This window comes from Cryobacterium sp. Sr8 (assembly GCF_004403225.1).
GTDB lineage: Bacteria > Actinomycetota > Actinomycetes > Actinomycetales > Microbacteriaceae > Cryobacterium > Cryobacterium psychrotolerans.
In genome coordinates this window covers 36667-56199 of record NZ_SOHO01000042.1, presented here as the reverse complement: position 1 = coordinate 56199, position 19533 = coordinate 36667, and the positions used below count along the sequence as shown (strand labels likewise).

Sequence of the window (19533 nt, the reverse complement as noted above, 5' to 3'; positions counted from 1 at the left end):
TGGACTCGATTCGGGTTCTATGCCGTGATCGTCAATACGGGCCGCAACGCCGGGGCCCCGGGCACGGTGGCATCTTTTTTTCCAGGTGCGGGAGAGACTTTCGGGTTCCGTGCTGTCATCAGCACCCCGTGCAGCATCCCACCGCAATGAAAGGCCCTCGTGGATCTCGCCCTCCCCATCTGGTTCGAAATCGGCTCCCTCGTCATCTTGACGCTCATCCTGGTCGCCGACCTGCTCATCGTCTTCAAACGCCCGCACGTCCCGTCGATCCGCGAGGCGAGCCTCTGGGTGGCGTTCTACGTGGGCCTCGCGCTGGTCTTCGCCCTGCTCATGTTCGTGCTGGGCGACGCGGAGCACGCCGGCCAGTTCCTCGCCGGCTGGCTCACCGAGTACAGCCTGAGCATCGACAACCTGTTCGTCTTCGTCATCATCATGGCGAGGTTCTCCGTGCCCCGGAAATACCAGCAGGAGGTGCTGATGGTGGGCATCATCATCGCCCTGGTCCTGCGCGGAATCTTCATCCTGCTGGGCGCCCAGTTGATCGAGAACTTCAGCTGGATCTTCTACATCTTCGGCGCCTTCCTGCTCTACACCGCGGTGCGCCAGGCCTTCCAGAAGGAAGAGGACCTGGAAGAGTCCGAGAGCGGCATCATCCTCTTCCTCCGCAAGCACATCCGGATCTCCTCCGAGTTCGACGGCGCGAAGATCCGCACAAAGATCGACGGCAAGAAGATCTTCACGCCGATGATCATCGTGTTCCTCGCCATCGGCACGACCGACCTCATCTTCGCGCTCGACTCCATCCCGGCGATCTTCGGCATCACCACCAGCCCCTTCATCGTGTTCACGGCCAACATCTTCGCGCTGATGGGCCTGCGGCAGCTGTACTTCCTGCTCGGCGGCCTGCTCGAACGCCTCGAGTACCTCAAGTACGGCATCGCGTTCATCCTGTTCTTCATCGGCGTCAAGCTCGTGCTGCACGCGCTGCACACCAACGAGGTGCCGTTCATCAACGGCGGCGAGGGCTTTGCCTGGGCCCCGGAGATCGACACCTGGACCTCGCTCGGCGTCATCCTCGGGTCGATGGCGGTGGCGACCATCGCCAGCGTGATCAAGGCGCGCTCCGACGCCCGGAAGCGCGGCCACACCCTGGCCGAAGAGATGCCCCACTACGCGGACGAGTGATGCCGCCCGCGGGACGGGCTCGCAACTCTTGATACGGTGGGACATTCACGCCCCCGTCAGGGGCCGCGGGACCTGACCGGAGGACCCGTGACGAGCGCTGGGGTAGACGTGGTTGTGAATGGCGAGAGCGTACTCATGCTTCGCACCGGGGTTGTCCGGTTGGCGTTCAGCGCCCGGTCGGACGTCGGCTCGGTGCGCGCGGTCAACGAGGACAGTGTCATGGCACAGTGCCCGGTCTTCCTCGTCGCCGACGGGATGGGCGGCCACGCCCGCGGCGACCTCGCCAGCCAGACGGTCATCCGGGTGTTCGACGAACACATCGAAGCGGATGTCCCCTCGACGCCCGAGCGCATCCTCGACGCCATCCACTCGTCCAATGACGCCGTGCGCGACCTCAGCGCCGTCGACGATATCGGCGCGGCCGTCTCGGGAACGACCCTGGCCGGGGTGGCGTTCGTCGAAGCGGGGGACAACGAGGGATTTCACTGGATGTTGTTCAACGTCGGCGACTCCCGCATCTACACCTGGGACGGATCCGCGCTCGAGCAGCTGAGCGTCGACCATTCCGCCGTGCAGGAGATGGTCGACGCCGGGCTGATCACCGCCGAGGCCGCCGAGAAGCACCCGGAGCGCAATATGATCACCCGGGCCATCGGCGCCGACGAGTTCGTCGACACCGACGTGTGGCTGCTGTCCGCGACCGGCCGGCAGGCCTTCCTGGTCTGCTCCGACGGGCTCACCAAGGAACTCGACTCCGACGACATCACCCGGGTGCTCGCGGCCCACACCGACGCGGCCGAGGGCGGGGGGAATGTCGCCGACGCCCTCGTCGACGAGGCCATTGCCCGCGGGGGGCGTGACAACATCACCGTCGTGTTCGTCGAGTCGCTGCTCGGGCCGCAGCCCGGCGACGGGACGCATTCCGCCTGAGTGGACGACAGGCCGAGGTGTTAGCCTGAATGGATGCTTACCGGTCTGCTTCTTCTTCCTTGCCGCGACGGGTCCCAGTTCTGAGGCCACGCCCGTCGCGGAGTCCGTTGTCGGCTGTTCCCCATTCCCAGGAAGACGCACACACTCATGAGCAACGCAGCAATCACGGGCGAACGCCCACGCACCCTGGCCGAGAAGGTCTGGGACAAACACCTCGTCGCCAGGGGTGAAGACGGCACGCCCGACCTCATCTACATCGACCTGCACCTCGTGCACGAGGTCACCAGCCCGCAGGCCTTCGACGGACTGCGCGTGGCCGGGCGGCCCCTGCGGCGACCCGACCTCACGATCGCGACGGAAGACCACAACACGCCGACGCTGCACATCGACCGGCCCATCGCCGACGTCACCAGCCGCACCCAGATCGAAACGCTCCGCCGCAACTGCGCCGAGTTCGGCGTACGGCTGCACTCGCTCGGCGACATCGAGCAGGGCATCGTGCACGTCGTGGGCCCGCAGCTGGGGCTGACCCAGCCGGGCATCACCGTCGTCTGCGGCGACTCCCACACCTCCACCCACGGCGCGTTCGGGGCCATGGCGTTCGGCATCGGCACGAGCGAGGTGGAGCACGTCATGGCCACCCAGACGCTTCCGCTGAAGCCGTTCAAGACCATGGCCATCACCGTGGACGGCGCCCTGCGCCCCGGCGTCAGCGCGAAGGACATCATCCTTGCGGTGATCGCGAAGATCGGCACCGGCGGCGGACAGGGCTACGTGCTCGAGTTCCGCGGCAGCGCCATCCGCTCCCTCTCCATGGAGGGCCGGATGACGATCTGCAACATGTCGATCGAGGCCGGCGCCCGCGCGGGCATGATCGCGCCGGATGCGACCACCTACGACTACCTCGAGGGCCGCGCCCACGCGCCCCGGGGCCAGGACTGGGTCGATGCCGTGGCGTACTGGGAAACCCTCGCGACCGACGACGGCGCGGTGTTCGACGCCGAGGTCGTGCTCGACGCCGACGCGCTCGAGCCGTTCGTCACCTGGGGCACCAACCCCGGCCAGGGCGTTTCGCTCAGCGACACCGTGCCCGACCCCTCCGCCATCAGCGACGCCAACGAGCGCGCGGCGGCCGAGCGGGCACTCGAATACATGGATCTCGCCGCGGGCACGCCGATGAAGCAAATCCGGGTCGACACAGTCTTTTTGGGATCCTGCACGAACAGCCGGGTCGAGGATCTGCGTGCCGCCGCCGAGATCATCAAGGGTCACTCTGTCGCCGACGGCGTCCGGATGCTCGTGGTGCCGGGCTCCGCTCGCGTGCGAATCGAGGCCGAGGCCGAGGGCCTCGACAAGATCTTCACCGACTTCGGCGCGGAGTGGCGTTTCGCCGGCTGCTCGATGTGCCTCGGCATGAACCCCGACCAGCTCGCCCCGGGGGAGCGCTGCGCGTCGACCAGCAACCGCAACTTCGAGGGTCGGCAGGGCAAGGGCGGACGCACCCACCTGGTCTCCCCGCTCGTTGCCGCCGCCACCGCCATCCGCGGCACCCTGTCGAGCCCGTGGGACCTGGCCGCTGACCTGGCCGCAGGAGCGGCCTCGAACACGGCCTCGAACACGGCCTCGAACACGGCCTCGAACGGAGAGAAGTAACCATGCAGAAGTTCACCACCGTCACCGGGATCGCCGTTCCCCTGCGCCGCTCCAACGTCGACACCGACCAGATCATCCCTGCCGTCTACCTGAAGCGGGTGACGAAGACCGGGTTCGAGGACGCGCTGTTCGCGGCCTGGCGCCAGGACCCCGACTTCGTGCTCAATAAACCGGCCTACCGCGGAGCCCGCGTGCTCGTCGCCGGGGCCGACTTCGGCACCGGTTCCTCCCGCGAACACGCCGTCTGGGCGCTCCGCGACTACGGTTTCGACGTCGTGCTGAGCCCCCGCTTCGGCGACATCTTCCGCGGCAACTCCGGCAAGCAGGGCCTGCTCGCCGGGGAGATCTCCGAGGTGGACGCCGAGACGCTCTGGGCCGTGCTGGAGTCCGACCCCGGGCTTGAACTGACCGTCGACCTGGTCGACCGCACGGTGCGGGTCGGCGACCTCACAGTCTCGTTCGAGATCGATGATTACACTAGATGGCGGCTGCTCGAAGGCCTTGACGACATCGGATTGACACTGCGCGACGAGGCGCGGATCACGGAATTCGAATCGACGCGGGAGGCCTGGCTTCCCCGCACCCTCCCCGCACTTCCTTCCCCCGAACTCTCCCCGCAAGGCAGGTAATACGTGAGCACACTCATCCAGGACGCGCAGAACCACGGCGCAGCCGTCGGCCTCAAGAGCGACCGCATCACCATCCGTGGCGGCATCCCGCTCGTGGGCCGGATCGAGCTGAAGGGCGCGAAGAACCTGGTCACCAAGGCCATGGTGGCCGCGCTCCTGGGTGAAAGTCCCAGCGTGCTCAAGAACGTGCCGAACATCAGCGATGTGCGCATCGTTCGCGGCCTGCTCGAGGTTCACGGCGTCAAGGTCTCAGAGGGCGAAGAAGAGGGCGAACTGCTCCTCGACCCCGTCGACGTCGAGAGCGCGCACTTCGCCGCCATCGACGCGCATGCCGGGTCGTCGCGCATCCCCATCCTGTTCTGTGGCCCGCTGCTGCACCGCCTCGGCGAAGCATTCATCCCCGACCTCGGCGGCTGCCGGATTGGCGACCGGCCGATCGACTTCCACCTCGACGTGCTGCGCAAGTTCGGCGCCGTCGTCGAGAAGCAGGAGAGCGGCATCCGGATGTCCGCTCCCAACGGCCTCAAGGGCGCCAAGGTCGAGCTGCCCTACCCGAGCGTCGGAGCGACCGAGCAGGTGCTCCTGACCGCCGTGCGCGCGGAGGGCATCACCGAACTCAAGGGTGCGGCCATCGAGCCCGAGATCATGGATCTCATCAACATCCTGCAGAAGATGGGCGCGATCATCACGGTCGACACCGACCGGGTCATCCGGATCGAGGGCGTCAAACGCCTCGAGGGGTTCAACCACCGTGCCCTGTTCGACCGGAACGAGGCGGCCAGCTGGGCCGCCGCGGCCCTCGCCACCGACGGCGACATCTTCGTCGGCGGCGCCCGCCAGCCCGAAATGCTCACCTTCCTCAACGTCTTCCGCAAGGTCGGCGGCGCCTTCGACATCCACGACGACGGCATCCGCTTCTACCACCCGGGCGGCGACCTCAAGCCCGTGGTGATCGAAACGGATGTCCACCCCGGCTTCATGACCGACTGGCAGCAGCCGCTCGTCGTGGCCCTGACCAAGGCCAGGGGAACGTCGATCGTGCACGAGACCGTCTACGAGCAGCGGTTCGGCTTCGTCGACGCGCTGATCGAGATGGGCGCCACGATCCAGATCCACAAGGAGTGCCTGGGCGGGCATCCGTGTCGTTTCGGCCAGCGAAACTTCAACCACTCGGCCGTCATCACCGGTCCGACGAAGCTGCACGGCGCCGACATCGAGGTGCCCGACCTCCGCGGCGGCTTCAGCCACCTGATCGCCGCGCTCAGCGCCGACGGCACCTCCACCGTCAGCAACGTCGGAATCATCAGCCGCGGCTACGAGAACTTCATCACCAAGCTCCAATTGCTCGGAGCGGACTTCGATCTCGAGTGATTCGACGTCGAGCGATTCGCACGTCGACGCCGGGGGAGACAGGGATAATAGGGACGTGCCGCAGCCGATGACGCCTGACCAGAATTCCCGAACCCGTTCGGAGAAGAGTCGACCTTCGTACTTCTGGCTCCTGGCCGCCCTGATCCTGCCGATCATGAACCTGGCGGCCCGCTACCGGATCGTCGACGCACAGAAGTTTCCACGCTCCGGAGCGTTCGTGCTCGCGCCGAACCACTACACCGAGATCGACCCGGTCGTCATGGGCGTCGTGTCCTGGAAGCTGGGCCGGCTGCCCCGATTCCTGGCCAAGGCATCCGTGTTCACGATCCCCGTGGCCGGCTGGATCCTGCGGAAGTCGGGTCAGATCCCGGTCGAGCGCGGTGGGTCGATCAGGGGGAGCGAGCCAGTGAAGGCCGCACAGCGACTGGTCGCCAACGGCCAGATGGTCGTCGTCTACCCGGAGGGATCGCTCACCCGGGACCCCGACCTCTGGCCCATGCGCGGCAAGACCGGGGCCGTGCGCATCGCCCTCGAGCATGACATCCCGATCATTCCGGCCGCCCACTGGGGCGCGCAGGAGATCATGGGGCGCTACTCCAAAAAGATTAGTCTCTTCCCCCGCAAGACGGTGTCCGTCAAGATCGGCGACCCGGTCGACCTCGACCGTTTCCGCGGCCGCCCCCTCGACTCGGCCACGCTGAACGAGGCAACCGCCGTCGTCATGGACGCCATCACCCGTTTGCTCGAAGACCTCCGCGGGGAGAAGGCGCCGAACACGCGCTGGAACCCGTCCGAGCACGACCAGAAAGAGACCGGCCGTTTTGAAGCCTAAGGTTCAGCCAGGCAAACGTGTTGCCGTTCTCGGTGCCGGAAGTTGGGGCACCACGTTCGCGAAGATCCTCGCCGACGGCGGCGCCGACGTCATGTTGTGGGCCCGGCGGCCCGAGCTGGCGCGGGAGATCTCGGAGGGGCGCCGCAACAGCGACTACCTGCCGGGAATCAACCTGCCCGTCGGCCTCCGCGCCACATCAAGGCTCGACCTGGCCCTCCTCGGCGCCGAGCAGGTGTTCGTCTCCGTGCCGAGCCAGTCACTGCGCGAAAACCTGATCCAGGCCCAGCCCTACATCTCCGAAGACGCCATCGTCGTCTCGCTGATGAAGGGCGTCGAACGATCCTCCGGGATGCGGATGAGCACCGTGATCGAGCAGGTCCTCGAGATCGACCCCGCCCGCATCGCCGCGATTTCCGGCCCGAACCTGGCCCTCGAGATCGCCAAGGAGCAGCCGACCGCCGCGGTGGTCTCCTCGGCCAGCCTCGAAACGGCCCAGGCCGTGGCCGTGCTCGCCACCACCCGCTACTTCCGCTCCTACGTGAACACGGATGTCATCGGCACCGAGTTCGGCGGCGTGCTGAAGAACCTGATCGCCCTGGCCATCGGCATCGTCGACGGGGTCGGCTACGGCGAGAACACGAAGGCCGCGATCATCACCCGCGGTCTCGTCGAGATGACCGATTTCTCGGTCGCCTACGGCGCGCATCCGGAAACCCTGGCCGGCCTGGCGGGCCTCGGCGACCTCATCGCCACCTGCCAGTCGCCCCTCTCCCGCAACAACACGGCCGGGCGGCTCCTGGGCCAGGGCTACAGCTACAACGACGTCGTCAAGCAGATGCAGCAGACCACGGAAGGTCTTGCCTCGGTGGGGCCGATCCTCGAACTGGCCAGGGCCAGGGGCGTCGAGATGCCCATCGTGGAGCAGGTGCGCCAGGTGCTGGCCGGTACGCTGAAGCCTCGGGATCTTGCGCCCCACCTGACCACAGACTCAGACGAACCGCAGGGCGAAAGGACGACGGATGACGGACAAGCTCACGGTGGCGCTGCTCTTTGGGGGGCGGTCAAGCGAACATTCGATCAGTTGCGCCACAGCGGGCGGGGTCCTGGCGGCAATTGACCCGGACCGCTACACGGTCATCCCGATCGGGATCACCCCCGACGGTGCCTTCGTGCTCGAAGTCAACGACCCGGACCGGTTCCGCCTGAATGCCGATGCGCTGCCCACGGTCGTCGACAACGGCACCCGGGTGCGCTGGCCGGACAGCACCAAGAGCCGCGAACTGACCGTCACCGACGCGACCGGCACCCGGTCCCTCGGCACGGTCGACCTGGTCTTCCCGATCCTGCACGGCCCGTTCGGCGAGGACGGCACGGTGCAGGGGATGCTCGAACTGGTCGGCCTGCCCTACGTCGGCTCCGGCGTGCTCGCCTCCGCGCTCGGCATGGACAAACACTTCACCAAGACGGTGCTGCAGCATGCGGCGCTCCCCGTCGCCCCGTGGCGCACGATCACGGCGGAGGACTGGGCCGAGGCCCCCGGCATGGCGTACGCCGCCCTCGCCGGGGTCGGCTTCCCCGCCTTCGTCAAGCCGGCCCGGGCCGGCTCCAGCGTCGGCGTGAGCAAGGTCACGACGTCGGAGCAGCTCGCCGACGCGATGGCGGTGGCCCTGGCCGAGGACAGCAAGGTGCTCATCGAGGCCGGTCTGGTGGGCCGCGAACTCGAGATCGCGGTGCTGCAGGGCCGTCCGGGGGAGCCGACTCGGGCATCCGTCGCCGGCGAGGTGATCGTCAGCGGACGCGACTTCTACGACTTCGACGCCAAGTACCGGGGCGCGCCCGGGATCGACCTGGTCTGCCCGGCGGCGCTCACCGAGGACGAGCTGGCCGTCATGCGCGGGCTTGCGATCAGGGCCTTCGACGCCATCGACGGGGCCGGCCTCGCCCGGGTGGACTTCTTCCTCACCGCGGCGGGCTGGGTGATCAACGAGATCAACACGATGCCGGGCTTCACCCCGATCTCGATGTTCCCGAGCTGCTGGCTGGCCAGCGGCTACACCTACCCTCAGCTCATCGACGAGCTCATCGAGGTCGCTCTCTCCCGCCGCTGACCGCCCGCCGCAGCATCCCGCGAAACCGCAATTGTGCGCGTTATTCGTGCCGTTTAACGCGCACAACTGCGGTTTCGCGGGGGTTTCAGGGCGCGGGCGGGAGGGTCACGTCTTCGGCGCCGACGCACGCGCCGGTCGCGGGGATGGTGGACACGGCGCGGGACAGGTCCACCAGGACCGTCGAGCCGCTCACCTTTTCCGAGTCGACGACGAGCTCGGTCGCCGGGTCGCGACCGAAGGTCGTGTAGCGGTAGAGCGGTGCCTCCGAGTCGTCCTCGATCCAGTCGATGCCGTTGATGTTGACGCAGGGCAGGGTCGTCGGGCCGGGCACCTCCACACCGCAGTGCAACAGGATGGCGGCCGGGTCGCCCCACGCCGCGGTGGCCTGCGCGTTCGTCTCGCGATCCGGCTGGTCGGCCACCGTCGACGGCAGGCGCACGATCAGGTCCGCGCAGCTCGGGTTCACGGCATCCGCGGCGGGTTCGAGCGGAACGATCGCGACGCAGCCGGTGAGCGCAACGGTGGCCGCAAGGAGGGCGCCGACGGCCGCGATGCGCAGCGCCGGGAATCTGGAAGTCATCGCATTCAGGCTACCGTTTGAGCATGACGAATGCTGCGGGCTCGAAGGCGACCACGACCGAGACGCTCGCCGGGCTGAGCGAGGGAGAGGTGCTCGCCCGCATCTTCCCCCGGCTGCCGGCCGCCGCCGCCGCCCTGCTCGGCCCGGGCGACGACGCCGCCGTGATCGCAGCCCCCGACGGGCGCTACGTGGTGACGACGGACATGATGATCCACGGGCCCGACTTCCGACTGGCCTGGTCGACGCCGCACGATCTGGGCTGGAAGGCCGCGGCGACGAACCTGTCGGATGTCGCCGCCATGGGCGCCAGGCCCACCGCCCTCGTCGTCGCCATCGCCGCGCCGCCGCACACCCCGATCACGGTGCTCGAGGGCATCGCGGACGGCCTGCGCAACTGCTGCGAGGCGCTGGCGCCCGGCTGCGGCGTGGTCGGCGGCGACCTGTCGGCCTCCGACGTGCTGACGATCGCTGTGACGGCGTTCGGCGACCTGGAGGGTCGCGCGCCCGTGCTCCGGTCCGGCGCGCGCCCCGGCGACGTGGTCGCGCTCGCGGGCGGCCTCGGACAGGCGGGCGCGGGCCTCGAACTGCTCTTCCGGCGTGCCGTCGACGCGCAGGGCAACCCGAACGCGGAGCTCGCCGCCGCACTCCGGGAAACGCACCCCGACGTGCTCGCCGCCCAGTTCACGCCCGTGCCGCCGCTCGAGGCCGGTCCGGCCGCGGCACGCGCCGGGGCGACGGCCATGCTCGACGTGTCCGACGGCCTCGCCCTCGACGGCGGACGCCTGGCCAGAGCCAGCGGCGTGGCCATCGACTTCGATTCCGCGGCCCTGGGCGACCGGATCGAACTCGCCCTGGGCGGCGGCGAAGACCACGGCCTGCTCGCCACCTTCCCGCCGGACGTGACGCTCCCCGAGGGCTTCCGCGCCCTCGGCGTCGTCACCGCCGCGCCCGCCACAGGCGCAGGGGCCGGCGCTGGGAGTGTTGCCGGCGCCATCCTCGTCGACGGTGTTCCGCACACCCAGAACGGCTGGGACCCCTACCGAGGCTGGGACGGCGCCGCCGGCTAGCTCCTTCCCCCGCCCCTTCACCCTCCCGCGAAACCGCAGTTGTGCGCGCTAAACGGCACGCATAACGCGCACAACTGCGCTTTCGCGGGAGGAGGGAGGTCAGGGGGCGACGGGGGAGGCCGTCCAGACGGTGGTGTCGCCGTAGTCCTTGCGGCGCTCGAGCCTCAGGCCGGGGCCCCAGTCGGGTTCGGGCGACCGGGAGCTCCGCTCCACGATGACCAGCGCATCCGGATCGAGCAGCGGGGCCAGAGCGGCGAGGTTGCCGGCGAGCTCGGCGTCCGTGAGGTCGTACGGCGGGTCGAGGAAGACGAGGTCGAAACCGTCGGGGGTACCGGCCAGGAACGACTGAACCGCCTGCCCGACCACGCGAATCCGTGGGGCATCGCGTTTGGGCGCTGCCCGCAGCACCGCCTCGGTGTTCTTCTTGCACAGTTGAGCCGCGCTGAAGCTGTTCTCGACCAGCGTCACGATTCGCCCGCCGCGACTGGCAGCCTCGAGTCCGAGGGCCCCGGATCCGGCGTACAGGTCGAGAACGCGGGCACCGCGCACCGCGTCGCGGGCGTCGAGCGCCGAGAAGATCGCCTCGCGCACCCGGTCGCTGGTGGGCCGGGTGCCGGCCTTCGGCACGGCCAGGGTCAGAGAGCCGGCAAACCCGGCGACAATTCGCGTCATCTCCTCTCGAGCCTATCGTTCGGGGTGCTGGTGAGGGTGTCGAGGTGATGTCAGGATGGGTGGATGACCGTCTCCTCGCCGATCAGCCAGACCCTGCTCGATGCGCTCTGGGACTTCCACGACCCCGCTGCGTCGGCCGAACGCTTCCGCCGCGCCGAAGCGGACGCCGCGCACGACGACGACGCGAGGGCGGAGCTGCAGACCCAGCTCGCGCGCGCCCTGGGGCTGCAGGGGAGCTTCGACGAGGGCCACGCCGTGCTCGACGACATAGACATGCAGTCGCCCTCCGGCCGCGTGCGGGCCCGCGCCGCACTGGAGCGCGGCCGGCTGTACCGCTCGGCCGGGGAGCAGGAGCAGGCCGTGCCGCTGTTCACCCTCGCCGCGCGGGAGGCGGCATCCGCCGGCGCGCAGTTCATCGCCCTCGACGCCCTGCACATGCTTGCCGTGTCCGACTCCGGGCACGAGGAGGAGTGGACGATCGAGGGGCTGCTCGTGCTGGACAAGGCGACGGATGACCGCACCCGCCGCTGGGGCGTCGCCCTGCACAACAACCTCGCCTGGTACCTGCACGACTCCGGCCGGCCGGAGGAGGCCCTCGGGGAGTTCGAACTAGCGCTCACCGTCGCGACCGATGTCGGCACACCGGAGCAGCGTTTCATCGGGCGGTGGGGCGTGGCCCGGTGCCTCCGCACCCTCGGCCGACGCGCCGAGGCGCTCGCCATCCAGCAGGAGCTTGCCGCCGAACGCCCGTACGAGGAGTTCGTCCGGGCCGAACTCGCCCAGCTGGCCGAGGTTGACGATTACGAGAAATGACGGGCCCCCGGCCTACGATCGAAGGATGACCGGGTCGGACGCAGCGGAAGGCATCGGCGGTGCCGCGCGCCGTGCCGATGAGCGCGGTGCCGACGCCGTCACCCTGGACAGCAAACTGCAGAACGTGCTCGGCGGGCGCACCGCCACCGCGCTGGCGAAGGCGTTCGGCGTCGCCACCGTCGGCGACCTGCTCAGCCACTACCCGCGTCGCTACGCCCGGCGCGGAGAGCTCACCGCGCTCAGCCAGCTGCCCGTCGACGAGAACGTCACGATCGTCGCTGAGGTCCTCGAGGTGCGCGAACGCAGCATGAAGGCGCGCCGCGGATCGATCCTCGAGGTCAAGATCTCCGACGGCAAGGGCGTGCTCACCCTCACCTTCTTCAACCAGGCGTGGCGCTCCCGTGAACTCTTCCCCGGCGTGCGCGGCATCTTCGCCGGCAAGGTGTCCGACTACCGGGGCAACCTGCAGCTGGCGCACCCCGACTACCAGCTCTTCGACGCCGAATCGGATGCCGCGCCCCTGGACGCGACCGCCGCGAAGCGCTGGGCGGAAGCGCCGATCCCGATCTACCCCGCCACCGGCACGGTCGCGAGCTGGCAGGTGCAGAAGTCGATCGAGATCCTGCTGGACAGCCTGGGCGCGGTGCCCGACCCGATTCCCGACGACCTGCGCACGGAGCGCGGGCTCCTGGCGCACGGCTCCGCGCTCGAGAAGATCCACCGCCCGGAGTCGGACACGGACTGGGACGCGGCCAGGGACACCCTGCGCTTCACCGAGGCGTTCGTGCTGCAGTGTGCCCTGGTGCAGCAGCACACCGTGCTGCGCGAGCGGCACACTACGCCCCGGGTCCCCGTTCCCGGCGGCTTCCTCGAACGCTTCGACGCAGCGCTGCCGTTCCGGCTCACCGCCGACCAGAACACCGTCGGCGCCGAGATCGCCCGCGACATCGCGCAGGGCTCCCCGATGAACCGGCTCGTGCAGGGCGAGGTCGGCTCCGGCAAGACCGTCGTCGCCCTCCGGGCCATGCTCGCCGTCGCCGACAGCGGCGGCCAGGCCGCGCTCCTCGCCCCGACCGAGGTGCTCGCCGGGCAGCACCTCCGCTCGATCGTGGCCACCCTCGGGCCCGACCTCGCCGCGGAGCTCATGCCCGTGCTGCTGACCGGGCAGCTGCCGGTCGCCGACCGCCGCCGCGCCCTGCTGCGGATGGTCTCCGGCCAGGCCCGGATCGTGATCGGCACGCACGCGCTGCTGGGCGAATCCGTCTCCTTCTTCGACCTCGGCCTCGTCGTCGTCGACGAGCAGCACCGGTTCGGGGTGGACCAGCGCGAGGCGCTGCGCCTCAAGGGCGCCATCCCGCCGCATGTGCTCGTGCTCACCGCCACCCCGATTCCGCGCACGATCGCGATGACCGTCTTCGGCGACCTGGATGTCAGCACGATCGCCATGCTCCCGGCCGGCCGTGCCGGCATCGAGAGCTTTGTCGTGCCGCTGGCCGACAAACCGAACTGGGCGCTGCGGGTGTGGGACCGGCTCGCCGAGGAACTCGCGCTCGGCCGCCAGGCGTTCGTCGTCTGCCCCGCGATCGCGCCGAAGGAGCCCGAGCAGGGCGAGACGATCGGTGCCGCGGCCGCGGATGCCGGCGCGCCGACGTCGGTGGAGGTCCTGCTCGAGGAGCTGAAGCGCAAACCGGCCCTCGCGTCGGCCCGGATTGCCCCGCTGCACGGCCGCATGACGAGCGAACTGAAAGACCAGACCATGCGCGCGTTCGCCGCCGGGGAGATCGACGTGCTCGTCGCGACGACCGTGATCGAGGTCGGCGTCGACGTCGCGAACGCGTCGGCCATGGTGGTGATGGATGCCGACCGGTTCGGCGTCTCGCAACTGCACCAGCTGCGCGGGCGCGTGGGCCGGGGCGAGGTTCCCGGGCTCTGCCTGCTGGTCACGTCGGCGGAGGCCGGGTCGCTGGCGCGCGAGCGCGTCGAGGCCGTCGCGGCCACCCTCGACGGGTTCGAACTGGCCCAGGTCGACCTGGAGCTTCGCCAGGAGGGTGACGTGCTCGGCAGCATCCAGTCCGGCGGTCGGTCCTCGCTGCGTCTGCTGCGCGTCGCCACCGACGGCGACATCATCGCCGAGGCCCGCGCCCGCGCGCAGCGCCTCATCGGCGGCGACCCGGCCCTCCGCAGCGTCCCGGCCCTGCAGGAGGCGGTCCGGCGCAGGCTCGACGACTCCGAGCGGGCCTCTCTGAGCAAGGGCTGAGAGGTCGGCTTTGAGCTTGCCGGTATCGGCTGCGCCGGGCACGCCGTGGCGCTAGGGTGATTTGTATGCGCAGGATCGCCGTCGTCCCTGGATCATTCGACCCCGTCACGCTCGGTCACCTCGACGTGATTGAGCGGGCCGCCGGGCTCTTCGACGAACTCCACGTGCTCGTCGTGCACAACCCGGCCAAATCGGCCCTGCTGCCGATCGCCCAGCGCGTCTCACTGCTCGACCAGTCGATCCGCGACATCGGCCTGCAAGGCAACGTCATCGTGTCGTCCTGGAGCATGGGCCTGCTCGTCGACTACTGCCGCGAGGTCGGGGCCAGTGTGCTGGTCAAGGGCATCCGCTCGCAGGTCGACGTGGCCTACGAAACGCCCATGGCGATCGTCAACCGAAACCTCGCGGCCGTGGAAACCATCTTCATGCTCCCCGACCCCGCCCACGCACACGTCTCGAGCTCGCTGGTCCGCCAGGTGGCCGGGCTCGGCGGGGACATCTCCCCGTACGTCCCGCCGGCTGTGGCGGCCTACCTGCAGAGGTCGATGGTATGAGCCCGTTCCCGACCGGACTGCCGACGGATTCCACCGTCGCGCCGGTCGAGCGTGGGGCAGCGGTGACGTTCGCGGACGTGGCGAACGCGGGCCGCGCGATCATCCGCAACGTCGAAATGGTCATCGACGGCAAACACTCCGCCGTGCAGACGGCGCTCACCGTGCTGCTGGCCGAGGGGCACCTTCTCATCGAAGACGTGCCGGGGGTCGGCAAGACCATGCTCGCCAAGGCGCTGGCCAGGTCGGTCGACTGCACGGTCAGCCGCATCCAGTTCACGCCGGACCTGCTCCCCTCCGATGTGACCGGGGTGTCGGTGTTCAACCAGGCCGAGCGCCGGTTCGAATTCAAGCGGGGCGCCGTTTTCGCGAACATCGTGATCGGGGACGAGATCAACCGGGCCAGCCCGAAGACCCAGTCCGCGCTGCTCGAGTGCATGGAGGAGCGACAGGTCACCGTCGACGGCACCACCTACCCGCTGGCGAGCCCGTTCACCGTCGTGGCCACCCAGAACCCGATCGAGATGGAGGGCACGTACGCCCTGCCGGAGGCGCAGCGCGACCGCTTCATGGCCCGCATCTCCATGGGCTACCCCGACACCGACTCCGAGCTGGCCATGCTCGATTCCCGGGACACCACGAGCCCGCTCTCGCTGATCAGGGCCGTCGTGTCCGGGGCGGAACTCCGGGCCATGATGACGACCGCGCGCAGCGTCTTCGCTTCCGGCGCGGTCAAGGAGTACGCCGTCAACCTCGTGCGCGCCACGCGCGAAGACCGCGACCTCCGGCTCGGTGCCAGCCCCCGGGCGACCCTCCAGCTCATCCGCGCGGCCAAGGCGCAGGCCGCCCTCCACGGGCGGGAGTACGTGCTGCCCGACGACATCGACTCCCTCGCCGTCGCCGTGCTCGGCCACCGACTGGTTCCCACCAGCCGGGCGCTCGGTCACCACCACCAGGACAGCGGCCCCCTCATCGAAGAGGTCGTCGCGCGGATCGTCGCAGCGACCCCGGTGCCGGTGGGTTCGCAGGCCCGACCCTAACCGTCATGTCCCGGCAGCGACGACGTGTCCGTCCGGTCTGGTTCCCGCGTCTCACCCGGCGCGGCGGGATGTTCCTCGCCGTCGGCGGCGCACTCTTCCTCAACGCTCTCGTGATCGACCGGCGCGACCTCCTGTTCGTCGCCTGCCTGCTCCTGGCCGTGCCCGTCGTCGCGCTGGTCTACGTCACCGTCCGGCCGGCCCGGGTGCAGCTCAGCCGCGCCATCCGACCGGTGATCGTGCCGGCCGGAAGCGACGCCGTCGTCGCGCTGCGGGTGCGCAACCTGTCCTCCCGGCCGGTCTCCGGATCCCGCTGGCGCGACACGGCGTCGGCGGGGATCACGGTGCCGGGCAGCGTCATGCTTCCGACGCTCGACCGCTACGAGGGCGGCCCGGACACCGGGGGAGACACCGCGAGGCTCGAATACACCCTCACGCCCCTGCGGCGGGGGGTCTACGACCTCGGACCGCTCATGCTCGGCCGCACCGACCCGTTCGACCTCGCGGTCAGCGAGCGGCCCGTCGGGGAGCCCCACGACCTCGTCGTCACGCCCCGGGTCACCCCGCTGCCCGGCAACGCCCGGTCGATCCGGAGCGGGGACGGTTCGATCCATGAGCTGGTCCGGCACATCAGCCCCAGCTCCGATGAACTCATCGCCCGCGAATACCGGCCGGGAGACCCGATGCGACGCGTGAACTGGCCGGCCACCGCCCGGCACGGCGAGATCATGGTGCGCCAGGAGGAACAGCGCAGCAACCCGGCCGCGCGGATCATCCTCGACACCACACTGAGCGGGCGGCCGGAGTACTCGTCGAGCCAGGCCGCGGCGCGCACGAGCCGCCAGGACCAGGCCTTCGAAATCGCCGTGGAACTCACGGCCTGCGTGGGCGTGCACCTGCTCGACGCGGGCTTTCGGGTCGAGCTGATCGAACTGGGGCCCAGCCAGCTGGCCCCGGCGGCCGCCGCGGGGCGGGGAGGGCTGCACGGAGACACGCCCGGCTTCTTCAGTGCTCCCGGCGGCGACCGCCTGCTGCTCGAAGGCCTGGCGAACATCGCGCCGGTCCAGCGTGCCGCGGAACGCGACGCTGAGGCCCAACGGGCGAGCTCACCGCGCGGCGACGCCTCTCGGGGGTTGGGCGGCCAGCTGCCGACCTTCGCCGTGCTCGTCGACATCGACGCCCAGGATTCCGCCGAGCTCGCCGCGATCCGCGGCCGCTGCGCCCCGGCGGTGGCCTTCGTCCTGGACACCATGAGCCGCGGCGCCCTCGAGCGCCTGCGCGACGCCGGGTGGCACTGCATCGGGCTGCGCAGCCACCGGGACATCCCGGGGGCCTGGGACCAGGCCCAGCAGGAACGGGGTGCCGTCCGTGACCAGGCTTGAGCGCCTCGGCGCTCGGACAAGCGGCGCTGTGACGAACGGCGCTGTGACGAGCGGCGCTGTGACGAGCGGCGCTGCGACAAGCGGCGCTGCGACGAACCGCGGTCGCCCGGGCGCGGGGCGGGGGAGAGGGCGATGGCTGCTCAGCCTGGCCATGCTGCTCCTGCTGCTCGCCGGCAGCGCCGTGCTCGGCCCGCTGCTACGCGGCTCCTCGTGGTGGTGGCCGATGGCGCTCGCGGGCACGATCGTGCTCGTTTCCGCGGCCGTACTCCGGCGCACCCGCGTCGCTTCGGCGCTGGTGCCGGTCGTCGGGCTGGGCGTGCTCCTGGCAACCCTGACGCTCCTGTTCGGCCAGGGAACCGGGCTGCTCTGGCTGATCCCGACGCCGGACACAATCGACCGGTTCGGGCTCCTGGTCGACACCGGCGTCTCGTCCATCGAGCAGCAGAGCATCCCGGCCGAACCGGTCGACGGCATCCTGTTCCTCCTGGCCGCCGGAGCAGGGCTGATCGCCGTCCTGATGGATGCCCTCGCGCTGACGCTGCGGTGGCCGGCGCTTGCGGGCCTGCCCGTGCTGGTCCCGGTCGCGGTGCCCGGACTCCTGCTCGACGAGGGGGCCAACCCCGTGGCACTGATCGCCACGGCGGCCGCCTACCTTCTGGTGCTCCGCATGGACGTGCGCCTGCGTCGGGTCGCCGAGGCGAACAGCCCGCCGTCCGGCCGCGAGGCCGCGCGCGTGTACTCGCCGGTGCGCCGCCGTGCCCCCGGGCCGTCCTGGGCGGCGGCCACGGTGGGCGGTTTGGGCATCGTGAGCGCCCTCCTGCTCAGTTCCGCAACCCCGACCATCTCGGACGGCGACCTGTTCGCGGGGGGCTCCAGCGGACCCCTGTTCGGCGCCGGCGTCAGCCCGATGATCGACCTCGGCCAGGACCTTCGACGCCCGGATGCCGGGCCGGCGCTGCACTACACCACGACGGCAAAAACGCCGCCGTATTTCAAGCTGCTGACGCTCGACCAGTTCGTCGGCACGACCTGGACGTCCCGGTCCGATGCGGCGACGACGAGCAACACGGTCGACCGCATCGAGAGACCGCCGGGCCTGTCGGACGAGGTCAAGACCACGAAGACGACGACGACCGTCGTCATCGACGGGGTGGAGACGGACCTGCTTCCCGCCCCCAACCCGGCGAGCCGCGTCGAGGGGCTCGAGGGCAGATGGTTCTGGAACAACCTCACCCACACCATCAAGAGCACGAACACGACCACGCGTGGGCAGACCTACACCGTCACCGCGCTCGAACTCCAGCCGACCGCGGAGCAGCTGAGGGCTGCTCGCGGACGCTACCCGGTGAGCGTCGCGCCGAATCTCAAGCTGCCGTTCCCGCGCCCCGCCATCATCGCCGCCACCGCGAAGTCCGTGACGGAGGGCGCCGCCTCGGACTATGACGCCGCGGTGGCGCTGCAGGACTATCTGCGCGGCAGCGCCTTCGACTACGACACCGACGCCCCGGTCGAAGACGGCTACGACGGCGGCGGACTGGATGTCATCGGCACCTTCCTCGAGGTCAAGAGCGGCTATTGCGTGCATTTCTCCTCCGCGATGGCCGTCATGGCCCGCTCCCTCGGCATCCCCGCCCGCATCGCGGTCGGCTACCTGCCCGGTTCGCCCTCGTCGAGCGCCGAGGACGACACGAATCGCTACGAGGTCGACTCGCACGACCTGCACGCGTGGCCCGAGCTGTACTTCGTCGGTGTCGGCTGGGTTCCCTTCGAACCGACCCCCGGGCGCGGGACCGTGCCCGACTATGCCCGACCGGCGGATGCGACGACCCCCGAGGACGTGCCGGCCTCTGCCGCGCCGACGACCACTCCCCGTTCCGACGACGGGGGCATCACCGCGGACAGCGGCGCGGTGCCCGCCGCCCAGGCCCGGCAGCAGGAGGCCGCCACGCTACTCCGCAGCGGCCTGTTCCTCGCGCTCGTGCTGGCGCTGCTGCTCACACCGGGCGTGGTGCGCCTGGCCCGGCGCCTGCGCCGCAGGCGGAGGATCCTGTCCGGGAGCGGAGGTCCCGCGGACGCCTGGGCGGAGCTGGCCGATACCGCGGTCGACCACGCCGTGCGGGTTCGCGGCACGGAGACGCCGCGCGAACTGGCCGGCCGCCTCGCGCTGCGTCCCGGCCTCTCCGGGGCCGGCCTCTCGGGGAGAGGCTCGCCCGGGGCCGGTTCGGACGCTGCCGCGGCGCTCGAGCGACTCCTGGTCGCGGCCGAGCGGCAGCGCTTCGCGCGCCCCGGGTCCGAGGAACAGGGCACCGGGCCGGCGGTCTGCCACGACCTCGACCTCGTCATCGGCGCCATCCGGACCGACGCCGATACCGGCACGCGAATCCGTGCCGCCGCGCTCCCCGCCTCGCTCTGGCCGGCTGTCCTCGCCCGGAGGGACGGCGCTGCCTCGCAGGGCGCGTAGAATTT

17 protein-coding genes are annotated in these 19533 nt (G+C 70.0%); 15 read left to right on the top strand and 2 right to left on the bottom strand.

The genetic code is table 11. The features are described from left to right. The first annotated feature begins 159 nt into the window (after positions 1 to 159). The 8 genes from E3T54_RS08335 to E3T54_RS08300 all read left to right on the top strand — a co-directional run bounded on the left by E3T54_RS08335 (position 160) and on the right by E3T54_RS08300 (position 8708). On the top strand, positions 160 to 1185 hold the full coding sequence (locus tag E3T54_RS08335) for a TerC family protein (RefSeq protein WP_134475308.1): 1026 nt from the start codon (positions 160 to 162) through the stop codon (positions 1183 to 1185). A gap of 135 nt (positions 1186 to 1320) precedes the next feature. Then, positions 1321 to 2115, top strand: coding sequence for a PP2C family serine/threonine-protein phosphatase (locus E3T54_RS08330; RefSeq protein WP_134475307.1), 795 nt, complete (start codon positions 1321 to 1323; stop codon positions 2113 to 2115). Between the two features lie 147 nt (positions 2116 to 2262). Further along, positions 2263 to 3768, top strand: a complete 1506-nt coding sequence (gene leuC / locus E3T54_RS08325) for a 3-isopropylmalate dehydratase large subunit (RefSeq protein ID WP_134475306.1) — start codon at positions 2263 to 2265, stop codon at positions 3766 to 3768. 2 nt (positions 3769 to 3770) lie between these two features. Continuing rightward, positions 3771 to 4397, top strand: coding sequence for a 3-isopropylmalate dehydratase small subunit (leuD, locus tag E3T54_RS08320; RefSeq protein ID WP_134475305.1), 627 nt, complete (start codon positions 3771 to 3773; stop codon positions 4395 to 4397). Positions 4398 to 4400: 3 nt separating this feature from the next. Next, entirely contained in the window at positions 4401 to 5768 is a 1368-nt protein-coding gene (gene murA, locus E3T54_RS08315; protein ID WP_134475304.1) for a UDP-N-acetylglucosamine 1-carboxyvinyltransferase, read from the top strand. Positions 5769 to 5835: 67 nt separating this feature from the next. After that, entirely contained in the window at positions 5836 to 6600 is a 765-nt protein-coding gene (locus tag E3T54_RS08310; RefSeq protein ID WP_134475327.1) for a 1-acyl-sn-glycerol-3-phosphate acyltransferase, read from the top strand. Continuing rightward, entirely contained in the window at positions 6590 to 7717 is a 1128-nt protein-coding gene (locus tag E3T54_RS08305; protein WP_134475303.1) for an NAD(P)H-dependent glycerol-3-phosphate dehydrogenase, read from the top strand. Before E3T54_RS08310 ends, E3T54_RS08305 begins: the two co-directional genes overlap by 11 nt. After that, entirely contained in the window at positions 7620 to 8708 is a 1089-nt protein-coding gene (locus E3T54_RS08300; RefSeq protein ID WP_134475302.1) for a D-alanine--D-alanine ligase family protein, read from the top strand. Before E3T54_RS08305 ends, E3T54_RS08300 begins: the two co-directional genes overlap by 98 nt. 85 nt (positions 8709 to 8793) lie before the next feature. On the opposite strand, the gene E3T54_RS08295 is transcribed toward E3T54_RS08300, so the two are convergent. Further along, positions 8794 to 9288, bottom strand: coding sequence for a DUF3515 family protein (locus E3T54_RS08295; RefSeq protein WP_134475301.1), 495 nt, complete (start codon positions 9286 to 9288; stop codon positions 8794 to 8796). A 23-nt stretch (positions 9289 to 9311) separates the two neighbouring features. Between E3T54_RS08295 and thiL the strand changes: the two genes are divergently transcribed. Then, positions 9312 to 10355 carry a thiamine-phosphate kinase gene (thiL, locus tag E3T54_RS08290; RefSeq protein WP_134475300.1) on the top strand — a complete coding sequence of 348 codons (1044 nt, stop codon included), beginning with the start codon at positions 9312 to 9314 and terminating at the stop codon, positions 10353 to 10355. Positions 10356 to 10454: 99 nt separating this feature from the next. Here the strand turns inward: thiL and rsmD are convergent, their stop codons facing one another. Further along, positions 10455 to 11027: a 16S rRNA (guanine(966)-N(2))-methyltransferase RsmD gene (gene rsmD, locus E3T54_RS08285; protein WP_092323647.1), complete on the bottom strand. Its 573-nt coding sequence runs from the start codon at positions 11025 to 11027 to the stop codon at positions 10455 to 10457. A 63-nt stretch (positions 11028 to 11090) separates the two neighbouring features. Here rsmD and E3T54_RS08280 point away from each other — a divergent pair, with 63 nt between their 5' ends. The 6 genes from E3T54_RS08280 to E3T54_RS08255 all read left to right on the top strand — a co-directional run bounded on the left by E3T54_RS08280 (position 11091) and on the right by E3T54_RS08255 (position 19528). Continuing rightward, positions 11091 to 11840, top strand: coding sequence for a tetratricopeptide repeat protein (locus E3T54_RS08280; protein WP_134475299.1), 750 nt, complete (start codon positions 11091 to 11093; stop codon positions 11838 to 11840). Between the two features lie 25 nt (positions 11841 to 11865). Continuing rightward, the gene (locus E3T54_RS08275; protein ID WP_134475298.1) at positions 11866 to 14097 is read left to right on the top strand and encodes an ATP-dependent DNA helicase RecG; all 2232 of its coding nucleotides are present in this window, start codon (positions 11866 to 11868) and stop codon (positions 14095 to 14097) included. Between the two features lie 65 nt (positions 14098 to 14162). After that, complete coding sequence (gene coaD, locus E3T54_RS08270) at positions 14163 to 14651, top strand: pantetheine-phosphate adenylyltransferase (protein ID WP_134475297.1); 489 nt, start codon at positions 14163 to 14165, stop codon at positions 14649 to 14651. Continuing rightward, entirely contained in the window at positions 14648 to 15688 is a 1041-nt protein-coding gene (locus E3T54_RS08265) for a MoxR family ATPase (RefSeq protein WP_134475296.1), read from the top strand. Before coaD ends, E3T54_RS08265 begins: the two co-directional genes overlap by 4 nt. A 5-nt stretch (positions 15689 to 15693) precedes the next feature. Then, on the top strand, positions 15694 to 17067 hold the full coding sequence (locus E3T54_RS08260; protein WP_134475295.1) for a DUF58 domain-containing protein: 1374 nt from the start codon (positions 15694 to 15696) through the stop codon (positions 17065 to 17067). Continuing rightward, the gene (locus E3T54_RS08255; protein WP_166804865.1) at positions 17054 to 19528 is read left to right on the top strand and encodes a DUF3488 and transglutaminase-like domain-containing protein; all 2475 of its coding nucleotides are present in this window, start codon (positions 17054 to 17056) and stop codon (positions 19526 to 19528) included. The genes E3T54_RS08260 and E3T54_RS08255 overlap by 14 nt, the downstream gene beginning before the upstream one ends. Positions 19529 to 19533 lie beyond the last annotated feature (5 nt).